Raw genomic sequence first — 18,452 nt, 5'->3', positions numbered from 1 at the left:
TTACATTATACATGTTGTAGATTAGTAGTCCATTTCATCCGACTGGAAAAATAATGATGAATATGGGATAATAGGTGCATAAGTATTTTGAATTTATAAGAAAGAAGCGAAGAAGAGATGAGAGATCAAGTAGAAAAATATATTGATATTCATTATGCTTATGAATTTGCAAAAAAATTAGAGACCTATAAATGTAATACAAAACTTGGTTTTAGGACAGCTGGATCTAGGGCAGAAATCTTAACAGGGCAGCTTATTTATAAAGAGATGCAGCAAATTGGATTAGAGCATATTACTAAGGATGAAATTACTGTAGATAGTTGGGAATTCCAAAAGGCGCAATTAAGTTTTGAGGACTTAGATGGTCAGAGTTATCAATTTGAGTTAGGAGCTTATCAAACGCAGTTTCAAACTGAAGGACCACAAAAATTCTCCATGGTTTATTTAGAAAAGGGGACAGCTGAGGATTATAAAGGTGTTGATGTAAAAGGAAAGTTAGTGTTAGTAGATATTAATCAAAGAGATGAATGGTGGATTAATTTTCCGGTTTATGAAGCTTATTTAAAAGGTGCAGCAGCTTTAATTGCAGTACAAGCAAGTGGATATGGTGAGATAGATCAAACAGCACTTAATGCACAAGATATAGCTGGCCCCAGTGAAGCGGTGGCTTTTTCTATTTCACAAAGAGATGCCTATTATTTAAAAGAGGCATTAAAGGTTAGGTCGGAAATAGAGGTTACCTTTGATGCTATTTCTATTGTAAAGCCCAATCAAAAGACATATAACATCGTAGGAAAGATACAGGGGACAGACCCTGATGCTATGATTTTGCTTTCAGCACATTATGATTCTTATTTTGAAGGTTTTCAAGATGATAATGTGGCAGTGGCTATGATTCTGGGCATTGCAAGGGCAATAAAGCAAAGTGGTTATAAGCCAAAGCGTACACTTGTTTTTGCCGCTATGGCTGCAGAAGAGTGGGGACTTATTAATTCTAAGTATGACTGGTCTACAGGAGCTTATGAAGAAGTCTTCCATGTACACCCTGGTTGGAAAGGAAAAGTAATTGCAGATTTGAATTTTGAATTACCTGCTCATGCACACGGGAAGAAGGATAAAGTACGTTGTGTTTATGAGTATGCAGAGTTTATTGATGCGTTTATTAAAGAAATAAAAATTCCTGAGGAAGCCTATCCGGAAGGGATTGAAGTGACCTATCCTATTGAAACATGGTCAGATGATTTTTCTATTGCTATAGCAGGAATTCCATCTATGGTGAATGATTTTAGTAGTGGTAGCTTTATGGAGACACACTATCACTCACAGTTTGATAACAAAGATTTTTACAATGAGGCAGTCTATACATTCCATCATAAGTTTTATACCAAGTTAGTTATGGCATTAGATCAGACAGCAGTTGTACCACTAAACTTTATGAGATTATTTGAAGAAATGGGGAGAAGTCTCTGTTCCATAGATCAATCATTAATGGATATAAAGGTAATTAATATCTTACTCAATCAGCTAAAAGGATTGAGTAAACAGCTTTATGCCTATGTGCAGCGTGTAAATAAGCAATATTTGACCTATTTAATGCAGGAGAATACTGAAAAAGCGGCGGAGATATATAGGGATTATCGTTGGTTAGAAAAACAGTTATTAGCCGGTTTTGCTAGAGAACAGGACGAACTTGTAAGACTTAATTGGCATGATGAGGTATACTTTCCACATGAAATAATCATTAAGAATTTACAGTGTATAAAGAAAGCTATTTTAGCTTTAGAGGAAAAAGAGATTATAGAAGCATTATCTTCAATTTATCAAATTGATAATAACAAATATGCCTTTTTATTTGAAAAACAAGTCTATGAATATTTTACAGACTATGTGCTTTGTCAACCTATAGATAGAGTAAAGTGGGGAGCTGGAAGGATTATCGGGCATGAGGATTTATTTGATATTGTTCATAGTCTGAAAGCAAAAATAAAAATGGGACAACCTAATGTAGAGAATGAAATAAGACAGTTAGAAGAAGTCTGTCGAAGACAACAGAATTTATTAGATGATATATTAAAAGATGAGAAGGATTTTTTAGAGGCATTTTATAGTTATATGGCAGAAATACTTGGTAAGCTAGATAGAGATAAACTATAACTAGCTTATGAAATGATTAAATAAAAGTGTGTGAACGCTTGAATATCTCGAAATTATATCCAACTGATAAGGAGAACATTAAATTTTAATTTTTAATAAGGACTGAATAATTACAAATATTTAATATCTGAGGAGAGGCATCGCATGTCATTAAATGAAGTCTTAATGTTTATTATGGGAATTGGCGTTATAATTGGAGTGGTTGATTCTATTCTGGGTAATAAGTGGGGATTAGGTGCAAAATTTGAAGAGGGTTTTATGTGCTTAGGACCGACTGCTTTAAGTATGGTGGGAATTATTTGCTTATCCCCCTTTCTGGCAGAAGTATTAAAGCCAGTTATTATACCTGCTTTTCACTTGTTAGGTGCAGATCCGGCTATGTTTGCTAGTATTTTGGCTATTGATATGGGAGGTTATCCATTAGCAATGGCACTAGCAGAGAATCCACAAATAGGACAGTTTTCGGGACTTATTGTTTCAACTATGTTGGGGGCGACAATTGTATTTACTATTCCTGTAGGATTAGGTTTGATTCCAAAGCAAGATCATACCTATTTTGCTAAAGGGTTATTAATAGGTTTAGTTCCTATTCCTTTTGGAAGCATTATAGGTGGTATTTTAATGGGACTACCTATAAAAGTTGTTATCATTAATAGTATCCCTATTTTACTCATTGCACTATGTTTAATGCTAGGTCTTATTTTTAAGCAAAAGCAGATGGTAAAAGGTTTCGGCTATTTTGGAAAAGGTATAAAAATGATTACTACCATAGGACTGGGTTTAGCAGCATTTACATATTTAACCGATATAGAGGTTATTCCTAATATGCCAAGTATTATGAGTTGTATGGAGACAGTATCAGGTATTTGTATTGTACTTTTAGGAAGTTTACCACTGATGACACTTATTTTAAATTTACTTAAGAAGCCTTTTGAAAAGTTAGGTGAATTACTTGGATTAAATGCATCTTCTATTGGTGGAATTTTATTCTCTTGCATTAGTGTGTTGCCGGTATTTAAACTTTTTCCAGAGATGAATGAAAGAGGAAAAGTAGTAACTACAGCATTTTTTGTAAGTGGTATTGCGGTATTTGCTGCGCATCTGGGTTATACAGCTGATGTGGCTCCTGATATGTTATTACCGATGATTATAGCAAAATTAAGTAGTGGTTTTATAGCTATTATATTGGCAGTGCTTATGACAAAAGCAGAGGATAACTTATAAAATAAGCATAAATGTTGCCAACAGAGATTGAATAACAAAAGTACTTATTAAGTAGAAGGTGGGGTGAAAAGCATAGGTTTTAGTGAGCGAGATGATTTAGTTTATAGAAATAAGAGTATAAATGATGAGAATATTTAACTTTGCAATAAACACATGATTAGTAGAAAGAAGCCTTGAGGTATAGCTTATAGAGATGACTTTATAAGCTTAAAACTCAAGGCTTCTTTTTATATAAAGTTGATATAAGATAGGGTTTAGTTAGATACTATTTTTAACACCTTGAAACGGTGAGAGTTAATTTTAAAATTAAAGGTATTTTTACTATTTACGATATCACCAGTAATGAAGCTATTACTATCCAAGTCTTGTAGTTTACAGCAGTTATTATCAATTATCAAGGAATACTCACCTACATGGTCCGTGAAGTTATAAAGGATAATCGTTTCATTATCATAAAGGAATACACTAAAAGGAGCAGGTCCATTAACTTCAAGTTTAAAATCTTTAAGGCATAATTTCCTTATATAATTTAATACATCTTGAGGGAGCTTTTCTAAGCTACCGTATTCATCAGGTATGTTTAAAACATACACTTGGCTATTGTGATAGTTGGTTTGTAGAAGAATAGGGTAACTTTTATTATTAGTAAGTGCTGCAATTGTATTTTGAGTATCGTTTGTAGCAAACTCAAGTATTGGGAAAGTAATAGGTTCTGGGCTTGTAGCATAGTGATTATAAGCACAACTGTACCAGCCAACACCAAAATGATTAGAACTTATTTTAGAATCAGTTACTTTAATATCTATTAATTCATCTAATCCTTTTTGGGCCATGGCCTTTACGAAGCCAGAGGTAAGAATAAGTGTATGCTTTCCTTTTAAGTAGTCTTTTAGCTTACTGATAATATGTTTGTCACAAGCAGCAGATGCTGTTAGGAAAAGTGTATTTGCCTCCATAGGAAAATATGGAGTAGGCTCGAAAGGAATGCCTAACATACCTAAAGAACCGTGAAGGTAATTTTCACCAGAAGAGTGGAAAGGTTTATAAGTAGCTACACCTATAGGTGATCCTAGCATAGGCATAAGTCTATCAACATGTTCAAAAGCATAGCCAAGAACAGGAACAGATATAAGATCTTCTCTAATAAGCGTACCTAGAGAATAAATAGTTGCTTCTTTAGCCTTACTAAGCAATGTCAGATAAGCTTGTTCGGCTACACTATTTAAGTTATAGCTACAATCTAATGTATCAAACCATCCCCCCATATTGCCATTTGGTCTGGTATTTTCTAAATAGCGCATTGTAAAGTAAGAAGAATAGCGTTGTAAATTTTGTTGCGTATGAAGAGGGTCTCTGGTTTCAGTACCTGTATAAATACCATCAAATAGGAATGAGCTCATTTCTAGATTATAACCAGATTGTTGATATTCGTCATACCAGTTAGGATATTTAATAATAACTTGTACATTAGGATTAACAGCTTTAGATTCTTTGATAACAATTTCTTCTGATACTTTTTTAAGAAGTTGCGTACGATACTCTGCCCAAGATAAATCTTTTTTTCCTTTAATACAAAGCTCACATTTACAGTGAGTAAAGAAAAAATCATCGATGACGTAGCTATCAAAAAGCTCAGCCGTATATCGTACAATAGCTTTAATATCTTCTAAATCTTTAGGATTGGAGTAGCAATAGGTGGTAAATAAATCAGAGTCATGATTTGTAGGAGTAGTGGTTAAAGTAATTCCTCCAGCTGTTTCAATATTATTTTTTTGGCACAAATCCTTCATTCTTATAAGTGTTTCTTTTGAAACATATTTGCCACCACGATGAGTTTCTAGATAGATTTTTGCAATAGGCGCACGAGCAGTAATCCAGTTGAGTTTTTCATCTAAAAAATCCCACAGATTATGTTGGCTAATATAATTAATTTCAGGTTCATTAAAAAAGATTGCAGTTGAAAAATTCTTAGTATTCATTTTAGCACGCTCCTTTGTAATATAGGTCTTAGATTAATAGGTGTAGATAAACCAATTGCAAATATAGTTTATGTATATAGGGATTTTACTTGGAGTGATCGAAAAGATTGAAAATGATTACATAAAATAGTTTATCTACAATCTATGATAGGGTATTTTATGTATAGAATACATAGAGAATATTATAAAGATAGACCTGTAAAAACTAAAACAATATCAAGATAAAATAGTAAAGATTGAAATAATACTTTTTGACTTAACTAGTACTTTACACATATAATTAGGAGAAGAATGGGTGAAAAGGTAATTTATTAAAGGGGCGATAAGATGGAAAAATATATTATTGCAATGGACCAAGGAACAACGAGTTCAAGAGCTATTATTTTTGATAAACAGCAACATATAATAGGAAGTAGCCAAAAGGAATTTACACAAATTTATCCTAAGGAAGGCTGGGTGGAACATGATCCAATGGAGATATGGGCTTCTCAGTACGGTGTACTTCAAGAGGTTATGGCAAAGAACAATTTAACACAGGAAAATATTGCCGCCATAGGCATTACTAATCAAAGAGAAACTACAATCATTTGGGACAAAGCAACTGGAGTACCTATTTACAATGCAATTGTATGGCAATGTAGAAGAACAGCTGACTTTTGTGAAGAACTCAAAGCAAAGGGGTGGGAAGACTACATCAAGAAAAACACAGGACTCGTTTTAGATGCCTATTTCTCAGCTACTAAAATTAAGTGGATTTTGGATCATGTAGAGGGTGCCAGAGAAAGAGCTAACAAGGGAGAGTTACTTTTTGGAACGGTAGATACTTGGCTTATTTGGAAATTAACCAATGGGAAAGTACATGTAACAGATTATACGAATGCATCTAGAACCATGATTTTTAATATTAATATATTGGAATGGGATCAAACATTATTAGACCTACTTGATATTCCAAGATGCATTTTGCCAGAAGTGAAAAATTCTTCTGAAGTATATGGGTATGCTAATCTAGGAACAAAAGGTGGGATACGTGTTCCTATAGGAGGCGTTGCTGGTGATCAACAAGCTGCTTTATTTGGACAAGGCTGCTTTGATAAAGGCGATGTAAAAAATACTTATGGAACAGGTTGCTTTGTACTCATGAATACAGGTGATGAGCTAGTAAAAAGTAAAAATGGACTTTTAACAACTATTGCTATTGGATTAGATGGACAAGTACAATATGCACTTGAAGGTTCTGTATTTGTAGGTGGAGCAGTAGTACAGTGGCTTAGAGATGAACTACGATTAGTGAATGACTCTTCCGATACAGATTATTTTGCAAGTAAGGTAAAAGATAGTGGAGGCGTCTATGTAGTACCTGCCTTTGTGGGATTGGGGGCACCTTATTGGGATATGTATGCCAGAGGTGGCATTGTTGGATTAACCAGAGGTACTAATAGAAATCATATTATAAGGGCATCTCTTGAGTCTATAGGTTATCAATGTAGAGATGTCATTGATGCAATGATAGAAGATGTAGGACGTAAGCTGACTTCTATTAAAGTAGATGGTGGAGCCAGCAAGAATAATTTCCTTATGCAGTTTCAAGCAGATATTATAGGAGCAGAAGTAGTGAGACCTAAGGTCGTTGAAACAACAGCACTTGGAGCAGCTTATTTAGCAGGCTTAGCTGTAGGCTATTGGAAAGATAAGCGTGAGATTTTAGAAGAATGGCGAGTGGATTGTACTTTTACACCAAGTTTAGAAGAAGAGAAACGAGATAAGGCATATAGAGGCTGGAAAAGAGCCGTTAAGCGTTGTATGGCGTGGGAGGTGGAAGATCAATTAGAACAATAGCATATAACAGTTAAAATAAAGGGGCTGTAAAAAAACAGCCTCGAAACAAGGGGCAGGTCGCCTGTAGCGACCTGCCCCTTGTTTTTTAATAGATTTATTATCATTATCACAAAATTAGAAGTCACTTATTAAGCCTATGGTTTTATAGGTTTTAAATGATGATATTATATCCGTTTTTTATGCAGCTATGGATGTCCGATGTTTCTTGTTATGATACTTATAGAGGTTGTATCCACAAGAAATTAACGTGAATTCTAAAATGACAGCTTTTTCACCTCGCCGAAATAATCTTTTATAAGATCTATCCCACTTAATTATCCCAAATGTCCCCTCTGATTGAATACTTCTGTTCATACACAATAAGGCACCATGAATTGATTCTAGATCATTTATTACTTCCTTATGTATTTCTGTTAATTCTCGATTAAGGCGTACTGTTCTATTTCCATGTGCTCTTTTGCAACATTCACTACGATATGGACATCCTGCACAGTCTTCACATTCATATATTTCTTCTGTTCTACCATATTGATTTTTATATATATGCCTATCACATTTATATATAAACTTTTTATTATTAGGACAGATCAGGTTTCCGTGTTCATCTCTTTTGAAATTTACTGCACGATATGGATCATAATGATATTTTTCATTCTTAGTTTCCCTCTCAAACATAGTAAATTTCATATATTTTTCCATGCCATGTTCCTCACAATAAAGATAATTATTATAAGAACCATATCCTGCGTCAGCAACAGGATACGTTGGATAATGACCATAAGTAGCATTAAACTTTTCCATTAAGGGTTGAAAACATTCCATGTCTGAAGCATAAGGTTTTGCGTCTATTACAGCTATATATTCATCACATATGGCAGCCTGCATATTGTAAGCAGGAAGGAGCTGGTCATTTCCCATATAATCACGTTTGATTCTCATAAAAGTTGCATCGTAATCAGTTTTTGAATAACTATTTCTTCGCTCTCCACATACTTCGATGTGCTTTGCATATTTCTTGAGGCGTTCTAGATACCCCTGCATTTCCTGATACTGTTTTTGATGGATACTTTTCTTATGCCCAGCTCCAGAAACAAATTTTGAAACCTCTAGATTTATTGCCTTCTGATAACTTTCAAGCAATGCCTCAACGTAATCAATCGCATATTCATCTCTTTTTTCTAACTTCACATTAAGAAAACTAAGAATCTCTGAATTCATTGTATCGATGAGTAATGAGATCTTTTCGAACACTTTGTTTCTATTTTTGATGCAAGATTTCTTCCATACCCAGGTATAGCGATTAGCATTAGCTTCGATCTTTGTTCCATCGATGTAAGTGAGATGTAAATCCACATGCTCTTGATCAAAAATATAAGAATTGATATCAATGAAGATTTGTTCAATTGAAGTCGTTAATTCATTACGAATAAAGTTGCCGAAAGTAGCAAAAGATGGAGCTTTCATTCCGTCAAGAAGATACATATATCTGATGTCTGTACGGCAGAGTTTTTCAATATTTCTTAAAGAACTAATGCCATGCTCCATAAAAATGAAAAGTATAATCTTAAGCATTTTATCTGAATCACATCTTGGACGACCTGTTTTGCAGTCCTTCTCTACAAAATATCGTGTTAGGTCAATGTGATCCATTACTTCGCATAAAGTATATACTGGATCTGAAATATCAATTATTTTTTCGATATCAAATGGTAATTTTAGCTGTCTTGGTGTAAAATTATCATTGGTATTTTTGTTTAGTACCATAAATAAATTATACCAAAAAAATTGCTGAAGTCTTACGACCTCAGCGATTTTTTCGTTAGGGGAGTTTTTTTACATCCCCTTTTTATTATACAAAAGGAAGGCATTAGTGTTACTTTTATGATATGCTGTTGTCATATATCTTTTGAGATAATAAATGTAAAGGGGAACTTTATGGGGGATTCAAAACAAATGATATCAAGAAAGCAAGCTAGGCAGTTTCTTATCAACTATCACAACTTAAATGATAGTCAAGGTTACGTAGGAATGGCAGGAATAGTTGCTTATTTTAAGCAGGTAGGTAGTATTCAATATGATCCATTAAATGTAGTAGGAAGAAATGCAGACTTAGTATTACAGTCTAGGGTAAAAGATTATAAACCGGAAATGCTACAAGAACTTTTATATACACAACATAAGCTAGTGGATGGGTTTGACAAAGAAATGTGTATCTACTTGGCAGAAGATTTTAATAGATTTAACAGAGTAAGAATTGCTCAAAGTGAGAGCACGAAAAATACATTGAATTACCGTAATCAACTTGGTGCACTTGATATATTAGATGAAATTAGGGAATGCATTATCACAAAGGGGAGAATAGGATCAAAGGATATCTCTATTGGTGAAAATAGAGAAAGTCGTTGGGGGCATAAGAAACTTTCAAGTGCAGCACTTGATTATCTGTATAATATAGGTGAGTTATGCGTAGCCGATAAAATAGGGACCCAAAAGATATATGACTTTACAACTCATGTTTTAAACATGAAAGATTTACAAATAGAAGATTTTAAAAGCGAAGAGGATTTTCTAGATTGGTATGTAAAACGCAGAGTATGTAGTGTTGGTTTATTGTGGGATAAAAGAGGCGGTGCTTGGCAAGGACAGTTTTTGTCAGAGAAGAAGCTTAGGGAAAGAGTATTGCAGAGGTTAGTTGAAGAGGGAGAAATAGTACAGTTATTTGTAGAAGACATAAATGTGCCTTTTTATTTGGCAAAAGAACATATACAATTTTTTGATGCTGATGATAGTAAAAGTAAGGTGAAATTTTTAGCACCCCTTGATAATTTGCTATGGGATAGAGAGATGGTTTCTAAATTATTTGATTTTGACTATCGTTGGGAAGTATATACGCCTATAGAAAAAAGAAAGTATGGTTATTATGTTTTACCCGTTTTATATGGAGATAGAATGATTGCTAGATTTGAACCAGAAAAGGTAAGGAGAAATACACCATTAACTATGAAAAATTGGTGGTGGGAGCCAGAAGTGACTATTACAAGAGAGATGTTAGAAGCAATTGATAGTGGTATAAAAGAGTTTGCAAATTACCTAGAAGTTCCTGTCCCTATAAGTTTACCGATATAGCTAATGCACTTTCAAATTATATGTAAATCTTATAAAAATTTAAAAAACAAATTTTTGTAAGATTTTTTTTGCTTTTTTACGTATTATAAGTGTAACGTTACATTAATAATAGAAGAAAGGGGCTTCTTAATGAATGAAACTAGAAAATTAAAGGCTTTTAAAAATAATGAAATTTCAAAAATTAATGAAGTAGTTGCTCAATATAGTCCCTTATTATTTTGCGTTGTTCAAAGTATTTTAAAAGAAAGAGGGAGTAGTGAAGATATTGAAGAATGCGTAGCAGATGTATTTATCTACCTTTGGCAATATCCTGATTACTTCGATTCTAAAAGAGGTACACTCAAAAATTATCTTTGCCTCATCGCTAAAAGCAAGGCACTAGACCAATATCGTAAACTTAGTAAAGTTCAAAATGTACATATTCCTTTAGAACTTATTGCAGAAGAAGAGATAGCTATGTCCACTTCTTTTTTTAGTGCTAACTTTAGCCCTATTCTTATGAATTTTGAATATGAAGATTTATATAAGGTGTTGGACATGATTTCACCTAATGATAAAGAGATTTTACTAAGACGCTATGTAGGTGGGGAAAAACCTGCTCATATTGCCAAAGATTTAGGGGTTCCTACCAGGAGTATCGTTAATAACTTATATCATAGTAAAAATAAACTGAAACTGCTTATAATGTCAGGAGGTAAACTATGAATACTAACACTCCAAAATGTGATGAGGCAAGTATTCGTCGCATCACCTCTATAGTAAATCAAGAAATTCGTTCTTATGAAGTCACCATATCTAAACCTAAAAGATATTCTTCATTAATAAGAAAAAAGAGAACGCTTATAGTAGTCCTTGCACTTTTCTCTTTATCTAGCCTAGCATTTGCTACAAATATCGATTTACCAGAAATCTTAAGACATGCCTATAACCAATTCTTTCCCAATAAAGAAATGGCAGATAAGGCTCTAAGCTATATGCAGCCTCTTGAAGGAAGTAGCGTTTTCAATGGTATTAAAGCTGAACTCATTGGCTATATCCGAGATAATGATGCAGTTTATCTCACTTTTTCCTTGCAAGATTTAGAAGGTGACCGTTTAGATGAGACCACCTTTATCTATGATTATAGTATTAGTGGATATGGTGATGATACCATTGATCCTTACAGACGTAATTCTATATTTGGGTATCATGCAGCGGGTAATATTCTTAGTATTACGCCCCTTGATTCTCCCATTACAGATAGCATAAGGCTTGTAGACTATGACGCCGAAACTAAAACAGCTACTTTTAACTATCGTTTTCTTCATTATGAAGATGGTTTATTACTTAAAGAGGGGAATCGTGATGTGCTTACAAAGTTAGAGCTTATTATTAATCTGATTGCCACTGGTGCCAAAGAGGGTGAATCCTCTTATGACTTTAATCTTGCCTTCACAGATACTGGCTATGACCCAGCTACCATTCAAGCTGATTTTGATGATTTTAGAAGAGATGGCTACTCAGGTTATTCCAAGCAGATTCAAACCTTCTTAATGCCTGACGAAATGCGTATTTCACTCCTTAATGTACCTGGTGTTGTTATTTCCAATTATGGCATTATCGATAATCGACTTCATGTTCTCATTAAATATGAACGTCCACGTGATGTGAGTATCAATCGTATTTTAGATATGACACTTAAAATAAGTGATAAAACTTGGGACACTCAAAGCGATGTCTATTTAAAGGATGGAAAGTATACGAGTACCGTTTGTAAATTCACCACAAATGATGCTTATTATGCTGAATATATCTTTGACTTGCCGAAAGGCTATACAGCTAAGGATTTAGAAGTTCTCTATCATTACCGTACTTATGATTATATTTTGGGTATGGGGAAAGAGGATTTTATGAGTCTGTCAGAGTCAGAAATCACCAATGCCCTGTGGCACTTAGATTTTAGTCCAACTATTTCTTTAGATGAATGTACTATCCCCTTTAAAATCAAGCAAAATGGGCAGAATATCAAAGAGCTAACTGGTTATCTTTCACCTGTCGGATTAATGCTTCCAGAGCCGCTAGATTCTTATTACCGCCTATATGATGAGCCTTTCTCTAAAGATATACAGCTCACCCTGTTTCTACAAGATGGTACTCAAAAATTTGTTAGGGTTGGTTATAATAGAAGCTATGCCAAACCTGATAAATCGGGAAAAACTAAGTTTCTATTCTATGATTTTATAGATATTAGTAACGTTAAAGAAATTATCTTGACCATACCTTAGAACAGTAAAAATGGCATGACAGTTTTTTAAAACTGTTGTGCTGTTTTTTTATTCTTTCAGTTATTCTTTCATCACTTTTTCTAGTATACAACAAGCATACAAAAGGGAACTTAAGTCATTTAAATTTAAGACAACTTTTATCGTTTCTTGAAATTGTATGCATACAAAATAAAATATAATATTGAATAGTCTAAATAAATGTTTTCATATGTTATCACTTATGCTAACATACCTTTAATTTCCGGAAGAAATAAAACAATTGTATCGGTACAAAAATGTAAGAAGGAGAATGGATATGAGTGATAGATTAGAGCTTAATAAGAATTTAGCCCAAATGCTAAAGGGCGGCGTTATTATGGATGTTGTTAATGCTAAGGAAGCTATTATTGCAGAGAAAGCTGGAGCTGTAGCGGTTATGGCTTTAGAAAGAGTCCCTTCAGATATTCGTAAACATGGTGGAGTTGCCAGAATGTCTGATCCTAAGATGATTAAGGAGATTCAAGCTGCTGTTAGTATTCCAGTTATGGCGAAAGTGCGTATTGGACATTTTGTAGAAGCACAAATTTTAGAGTGTTTAGAGATTGATTATATTGATGAAAGTGAAGTATTAACACCTGCAGATGAAGATTATCACATTAATAAGCATGATTTTAAAGTGCCTTTTGTATGCGGTGCACGTAACTTAGGAGAAGCACTTCGTCGTATTGGAGAAGGAGCTTCTATGATTCGTACAAAGGGAGAAGCAGGGACAGGAAATGTCGTTGAAGCTGTTAGACATATGCGTACCATGAATAGAGATATCGCAAGAGTTGTAGGAGCTACCAAAGAAGAACTAATGACTATTGCCAAAGAATTAGGTGCACCTTATGAATTTATTTTAACCATTAAAGAAACTGGTAAATTGCCAGTAGTTAACTTTGCAGCAGGTGGAATAGCTACACCAGCAGATGCAGCACTTATGATGCAATTAGGTGCAGATGGTGTGTTCGTAGGGTCTGGTATTTTTAAATCTGAAAACCCACAAAAAAGAGCAGAAGCCATTGTTAAAGCAACAACTTACTACAATGATCCAAATGTATTAGCTGAGGTATCAGAAGAATTAGGTGAAGCCATGGATTCATTAGATATAAGACAGTTAGATGAAAAGCAGCTTTATGCATCAAGGGGATGGTAGAATGAAATATATTGGTGTATTAGGCTTACAAGGTGGTGTAGAAGAACACCATCATCTTTTAGCTCAGTTACCAGAAGTAAAAAGTATTGATGTTAAGTATATCAGCCAATTAGAGGAAATAGATGGTTTAATTATTCCTGGTGGTGAAAGTACGACACTAGGTAGATTGCTTAGAGTCTTTAATATGCTGGAACCTTTAAAACAAAAGGTTCTAGCAGGTTTGCCAGTATGGGGGACTTGTGCAGGTATGATTCTATTAGCCAAAGAAATAGAAGAAGAAACTACTAAGCATCTAGAAGTCATGGATATTACGGTTAGACGTAATGCATATGGAAGACAGTTAGGAAGCTTTGAAACAATGCAGCAGGTTAATGCTGTGGAGAAAGCTATTCCTCTTGTTTTTATTAGAGCACCATTAGTAAGTAAAATAGGAGAACAGGTAGAAATTTTAGCGGAAGTAAGAGGAGAAATAGTGGCATGCAAAGAAAAAAATATGCTGGCGACTTCCTTTCACCCAGAATTAACGACTGATACGAGCTTTCACCATTATTTTGTAAAAGATTTATGCTAAAAGAAATTACAGTTATAAATGTATATCTAGACGTTTATAATTTCAGTTAAAATATAAATGATATGATAATATTTTTTAGGCATGATCTTGAAGAAAATCAGGAGAAAGATTTTATAGATGAAAACCAGAAAAGGAACCCTGAGAGAAAGCTAAAATATATTAAAAAATAGAATGAAAAGATACCTGTCCTTAAGAAATAACAAACTTGCAAGAAGTGGAAAATAATTATTATTAAATAGTATTTCAAAATAGGTAGATTTATTGTTATAATAAGTTATACTATATATTATAAAACCTATTTAAGGAGAAATAAAAATGGCAGGAAACAGAATGATTTGTCACTGTAAACAAGTTGACTATATAACTATTAGAAAAGCAATGATTGAAGGAGCACGTACTATAGAAGAAATCAAAGAAAAAACAGGAGCAAGTACAAGCTGTGGTCGCTGCACTGGAGCTATTGAAGAAATTTTAGCTTCTGTATGTGGTTGTACAGGAACATCTTTAGCTTCTGTAGTTGAGGCAGTAAAAAATGGTGCTGACACAGTTGAGAAGGTTGGAGAAGTTACAGGAGCAGGTACAGCTTGTGGTAGATGTAAAGCGCTTGTTCAAAATGTTATTGATACTAAAAGATAGTAAGTTTCATAGTAAGGTGCTTAAATAGTAAGAGAGTAACTCTTAAAACAATATTAATAAAAGGTTTAGGTAAGCAAAATTTACCTAAACCTTTTATTAATTGAAAAGAAATAATCAAATAGATTATAGAGAAAAAGTTGATTAAACAAATTTGAATTGATAGAATATATGTGTGGTTTAATGTATGGGGAGATGATCTATATATAATTGATAGAATGAATAATATTTAGTAGGAAGTTAGGAAAATAAAAGCGGAGAGTGTGGGGATATGGCAAAAGGTAACATGTGTTTTGGAGTAGGTGACCGTATTAGGATTAATGGAAGAAGCTACTTGGTTGATGGCTACATTAATTTCTTAAATGTAGCAGACGATTGTAACTGGACAGAATACAAACTAATAGATGAAAACAACCAAGTAATCAAATGGTTAAGCGTAGATATTGCATATAGTGAGTATGCACTTTATACGCAAAGTAGTAGCCAGGTAGAACAGCATATTAAGCAATATGGCTATAAAGAGGTAGACAGAGGAACAGCGAAGGTTATGGACTTCAAGGGGAATGTAGATGTAGCTTATTCTGATAAAGTAAGTTTTACAGAATATGAAGATACCACAGAAGAAAAAATTATAGGCATAGAAATATGGGAGGATGAAGTAGAATACTCTACAGGATATTATCTGGATGAAGAAGAGATAGAAAGAGGACCGGTAGCTTATAGTAATGTAAGCAATGGCAATAGTATTTTTGATAGTAGCTCTAATAGAAGTGATTATTCAGGTCATAATTATTCTAGTAACGACTATGGAAGAGGAAATTCTGTTAACTTTAACCCCTATAGAAAAATTATTTTATTTGTGGCTGCTTTTATAGGTATTGGTATACTTATATCCATTGCGGGGAGTATTTTTGCAGGTAATTCACATAAAAAAGTTGATTTAAGCAGCGCAATACAAAGAGATAGTCGTTTTACATACGTCACCTCTATGACAGCCGATATTGATAATAATCAAAAAGCAGATGTTTATCAGGTAGATACAACAGTTGAAGATGCTGCAAAAATCATTTTGCTATTAGCCGGTGAAAGTGTAGAGAATGTGGATGAGAATGCTGAAGATGGCTCAGTTGCCATTATTACAAATTCACATTATTGTCTTGTATATACATCAGAAGAAAATACTACATTGGTACAAGTAAGTACTAGAAAATATGTTTATAGTAGTCGTCATAGACCATATCATAGCTATCTTCATACGGGGAGTTTTTATAGAAGCTATTATTATACTACGGGCTATAATGATGATTATAATCATTATAAAGGTGTTAATGCATTTGATGATTACACAGATGGTACAGTAAGTACAAATAGTAATAATCGTTATAAGCAATATTCAGATACAATCAAACAAGAAAGTGTAGCTGCTAGACAATCTTCTGGTGGCGGAACAAGTTCAGGAAAATAAAGGGGGAAATAAGATGTTGGTAGATTTATTAAATGTAGTGATTTATTCGGTAATAGGTGTGATTTTAATGATGATAGGTTGCTTTTTAGTGGACCTAGCTATTCCATGTGATTTTCCAGAAGAAATCAAAAAAGGAAATCAAGCAGTTGGTTTTATTATGGCAGGTGCTTCTATTGCTATTGGGATTATCGTGAAAAGTGCAGTAATGTCACCAGCAGTAGCCACGGTAGTAGAGCAAACTTTATTAGAAGGCATTACAGGGACACTTCTTTATTCAGCAGCGGGCATTATACTTTGTATTTTAGGTTATTTAATTATGCTTTTATTTAATAGAAAGTATAACTTAAATGATGAAATTGGTAAGGGCAATACGGCTGCAGGTATTATGATTATGGGAATGTTCATTGGGCTTGGTATCGTTATAAGTGGGGTTATTTATTAGGAATGAAGAATAAAGGGTAAATTCAAAAGCAAAAGACGGAATAGAGGAAATCACGTGACCAAGGAAAAAGAATTTAATGTAAGGCTTTTAATGCTTACGACATTACTTATATCAGGATGCTCTATTATTTATGAGGTACTGATTAGTTCGGTAAGCTCTTATTTAGTAGGGGATAGTATTAAACAGTTTTCTATTACTATAGGCCTATATATGAGTGCTATGGGAATAGGGTCTTATTTATCAAGGTATTTAAAAAGAGCGTTATTTGATTGGTTTGTATTTGTAGAGATTGGTGTAGGGATCATAGGTGGACTTACTACGATTATCTTATTTTTTGCTTATCTTTATATAGAGGCCTACGCATTAGTGATGTATATACAAATCATTTTGATTGGCATTTTAGTAGGACTGGAAATTCCACTTTTAACGAGGATTATAGAAGAAAATAGTCCTAATCTAAGAATGACCTTATCTACTTTATTTAGCTTTGATTATATTGGTGGATTAGTAGGTTCTATTGCGTTCCCATTATTATTACTACCTCAGTTTGGCTATTTTACTACAGCTTTCATTACAGGAAGTCTTAATATTACAGTGGCCTTAATCATTGTTTATGAGTATCGTAAGAAGATTAAGAACAGTAGGCTTTTTGGAAGCATAGCAGGAATAAGCTTAGTGGTAATGATATTAGGTTCCTTATTCTCTGCAGATATTGCTAATAATATTGAGGGGCACCTCTATAGAGATCAAGTCATTTTTTCTAAGCAAACGCCTTATCAAAAACTGGTCATGACTAAACATAAAGATGATTTAAGACTTTTTATAGATGGTAATTTGCAGTTTAGTAGCAGTGATGAATACCGCTATCATGAATGCTTAGTACATATTCCAATGATGGCAAATCCTCACAAGGAAAAAGCACTTATTTTAGGTGGTGGTGATGGACTAGCTGTGAGAGAACTTCTTAAGTATGATGAAATCAAGGAGATTACATTAGTAGACTTAGATGCTGAGATTGTGGAATTGTGTAAAACAAATTCCCAAATAACAGCCGTTAATAAAGATGCACTAAGTAGTGAAAAATTACAAATCGTTATTGAGGATGCTTATAAGTATTTAGAGAACTCACAGGAGTACTTTGATATCATCATTATTGATTTGCCAGACCCTAATAATGATGCATTAAATAAGCTTTATACCAATATTTTTTACCGCTTGGCAGCTAATCGTTTAACAGAGACAGGAGTCATGAGTATTCAATCCACTAGCCCTTATTATGCACCCAAGGCTTTTTGGTGCATTAATAAGACTATAAAAGAAGAAGGATTAGAAGTCATCCCTTACCATGTACAAGTGCCAAGCTTTGGTGACTGGGGATTTCAATTGGTATCTAAAAATAAAATGGATGTAAGTAAACTAACGTTAGAGGTACCTACTAGATTTCTAAATGATGAGACATTGGAGAGACTATTTGTTTTTAGTAAGGACGAAAAGATTGATGAAGGCAAAATAATGGCAAATACCTTATCTAGACCACAGCTTATAGAATATTATCTAGAAGCTACTAATGAGTGGCGTTAG

Annotated in this window: 14 protein-coding genes; 12 read left to right on the top strand and 2 right to left on the bottom strand. The window is 33.7% G+C overall.

Features of this window, described 5'->3' with window-relative positions; genetic code table 11:
- Positions 1–117 precede the first annotated feature (117 nt).
- Both QTL86_RS15310 and QTL86_RS15305 read left to right on the top strand, forming a co-directional pair.
- A complete protein-coding gene (locus QTL86_RS15310) occupies positions 118–2,154 on the top strand; it encodes a M28 family peptidase (RefSeq protein WP_410495328.1) in 2,037 nt (678 codons plus the stop codon).
- Between the two features lie 144 nt (positions 2,155–2,298).
- Positions 2,299–3,378: an ethanolamine utilization protein EutH gene (locus QTL86_RS15305; RefSeq protein ID WP_410495327.1), complete on the top strand. Its 1,080-nt coding sequence runs from the start codon at positions 2,299–2,301 to the stop codon at positions 3,376–3,378.
- 254 nt (positions 3,379–3,632) lie between these two features.
- Here QTL86_RS15305 and QTL86_RS15300 read toward each other — a convergent pair whose 3' ends face one another.
- Positions 3,633–5,357: a hypothetical protein gene (locus QTL86_RS15300; RefSeq protein ID WP_410495326.1), complete on the bottom strand. Its 1,725-nt coding sequence runs from the start codon at positions 5,355–5,357 to the stop codon at positions 3,633–3,635.
- A gap of 327 nt (positions 5,358–5,684) precedes the next feature.
- On the opposite strand from QTL86_RS15300, the gene glpK reads away from it, so the two are divergent.
- The gene (gene glpK / locus QTL86_RS15295; protein ID WP_410495325.1) at positions 5,685–7,196 is read left to right on the top strand and encodes a glycerol kinase GlpK; all 1,512 of its coding nucleotides are present in this window, start codon (positions 5,685–5,687) and stop codon (positions 7,194–7,196) included.
- Between the two features lie 177 nt (positions 7,197–7,373).
- Here the strand turns inward: glpK and QTL86_RS15290 are convergent, their stop codons facing one another.
- A complete protein-coding gene (locus QTL86_RS15290) occupies positions 7,374–8,960 on the bottom strand; it encodes a transposase (RefSeq protein WP_410495324.1) in 1,587 nt (528 codons plus the stop codon).
- A gap of 171 nt (positions 8,961–9,131) precedes the next feature.
- Between QTL86_RS15290 and QTL86_RS15285 the strand changes: the two genes are divergently transcribed.
- The 9 genes from QTL86_RS15285 (at position 9,132) to QTL86_RS15245 (ending at position 18,452) form a co-directional block, all read left to right on the top strand.
- The gene (locus QTL86_RS15285; RefSeq protein ID WP_410495323.1) at positions 9,132–10,322 is read left to right on the top strand and encodes a DNA glycosylase AlkZ-like family protein; all 1,191 of its coding nucleotides are present in this window, start codon (positions 9,132–9,134) and stop codon (positions 10,320–10,322) included.
- Positions 10,323–10,451: 129 nt separating this feature from the next.
- Entirely contained in the window at positions 10,452–11,027 is a 576-nt protein-coding gene (locus QTL86_RS15280; RefSeq protein ID WP_410495322.1) for a sigma-70 family RNA polymerase sigma factor, read from the top strand.
- The gene (locus QTL86_RS15275; RefSeq protein ID WP_410495321.1) at positions 11,024–12,586 is read left to right on the top strand and encodes a hypothetical protein; all 1,563 of its coding nucleotides are present in this window, start codon (positions 11,024–11,026) and stop codon (positions 12,584–12,586) included. Before QTL86_RS15280 ends, QTL86_RS15275 begins: the two co-directional genes overlap by 4 nt.
- Positions 12,587–12,881: 295 nt before the next feature.
- Positions 12,882–13,760, top strand: coding sequence for a pyridoxal 5'-phosphate synthase lyase subunit PdxS (pdxS, locus tag QTL86_RS15270; protein WP_127065520.1), 879 nt, complete (start codon positions 12,882–12,884; stop codon positions 13,758–13,760).
- A gap of 1 nt (position 13,761) precedes the next feature.
- On the top strand, positions 13,762–14,331 hold the full coding sequence (gene pdxT / locus QTL86_RS15265) for a pyridoxal 5'-phosphate synthase glutaminase subunit PdxT (protein ID WP_127065521.1): 570 nt from the start codon (positions 13,762–13,764) through the stop codon (positions 14,329–14,331).
- A 315-nt stretch (positions 14,332–14,646) separates the two neighbouring features.
- Complete coding sequence (locus QTL86_RS15260) at positions 14,647–14,967, top strand: (2Fe-2S)-binding protein (protein WP_127065522.1); 321 nt, start codon at positions 14,647–14,649, stop codon at positions 14,965–14,967.
- Positions 14,968–15,235: 268 nt separating this feature from the next.
- Complete coding sequence (locus tag QTL86_RS15255) at positions 15,236–16,429, top strand: DUF4178 domain-containing protein (protein ID WP_410495320.1); 1,194 nt, start codon at positions 15,236–15,238, stop codon at positions 16,427–16,429.
- A 13-nt stretch (positions 16,430–16,442) separates the two neighbouring features.
- The gene (locus QTL86_RS15250) at positions 16,443–16,871 is read left to right on the top strand and encodes a DUF350 domain-containing protein (protein ID WP_410495319.1); all 429 of its coding nucleotides are present in this window, start codon (positions 16,443–16,445) and stop codon (positions 16,869–16,871) included.
- Between the two features lie 54 nt (positions 16,872–16,925).
- A complete protein-coding gene (locus QTL86_RS15245; RefSeq protein ID WP_410495318.1) occupies positions 16,926–18,452 on the top strand; it encodes a polyamine aminopropyltransferase in 1,527 nt (508 codons plus the stop codon).

Origin of the sequence: Cellulosilyticum sp. ST5, from assembly GCF_046529625.1 — a bacterium.
GTDB classification, from domain to species: domain Bacteria; phylum Bacillota; class Clostridia; order Lachnospirales; family Cellulosilyticaceae; genus Cellulosilyticum; species Cellulosilyticum lentocellum.
The sequence above is the reverse complement of the archived record's forward strand: the minus strand, read 5'-3'. Positions and strand labels throughout refer to the sequence as shown.

Excerpts from the sequence above, each read along its gene's own strand:
- QTL86_RS15275 (WP_410495321.1), top strand. The coding sequence starts at position 11,024 with ATGAATACTAACACTCCAAAATGTGATGAGGCAAGTATTCGTCGCATC.
- pdxS (WP_127065520.1), top strand. The coding sequence starts at position 12,882 with ATGAGTGATAGATTAGAGCTTAATAAGAATTTAGCCCAAATGCTAAAG.
- QTL86_RS15285 (WP_410495323.1), top strand. The coding sequence starts at position 9,132 with ATGGGGGATTCAAAACAAATGATATCAAGAAAGCAAGCTAGGCAGTTT.
- QTL86_RS15250 (WP_410495319.1), top strand. The coding sequence starts at position 16,443 with ATGTTGGTAGATTTATTAAATGTAGTGATTTATTCGGTAATAGGTGTG.
- QTL86_RS15290 (WP_410495324.1), bottom strand. The coding sequence starts at position 8,960 with ATGGTACTAAACAAAAATACCAATGATAATTTTACACCAAGACAGCTA.
- QTL86_RS15300 (WP_410495326.1), bottom strand. The coding sequence starts at position 5,357 with ATGAATACTAAGAATTTTTCAACTGCAATCTTTTTTAATGAACCTGAA.
- pdxT (WP_127065521.1), top strand. The coding sequence starts at position 13,762 with ATGAAATATATTGGTGTATTAGGCTTACAAGGTGGTGTAGAAGAACAC.
- QTL86_RS15305 (WP_410495327.1), top strand. The coding sequence starts at position 2,299 with ATGTCATTAAATGAAGTCTTAATGTTTATTATGGGAATTGGCGTTATA.
- QTL86_RS15310 (WP_410495328.1), top strand. The coding sequence starts at position 118 with ATGAGAGATCAAGTAGAAAAATATATTGATATTCATTATGCTTATGAA.
- glpK (WP_410495325.1), top strand. The coding sequence starts at position 5,685 with ATGGAAAAATATATTATTGCAATGGACCAAGGAACAACGAGTTCAAGA.
- QTL86_RS15260 (WP_127065522.1), top strand. The coding sequence starts at position 14,647 with ATGGCAGGAAACAGAATGATTTGTCACTGTAAACAAGTTGACTATATA.
- QTL86_RS15255 (WP_410495320.1), top strand. The coding sequence starts at position 15,236 with ATGGCAAAAGGTAACATGTGTTTTGGAGTAGGTGACCGTATTAGGATT.
- QTL86_RS15280 (WP_410495322.1), top strand. The coding sequence starts at position 10,452 with ATGAATGAAACTAGAAAATTAAAGGCTTTTAAAAATAATGAAATTTCA.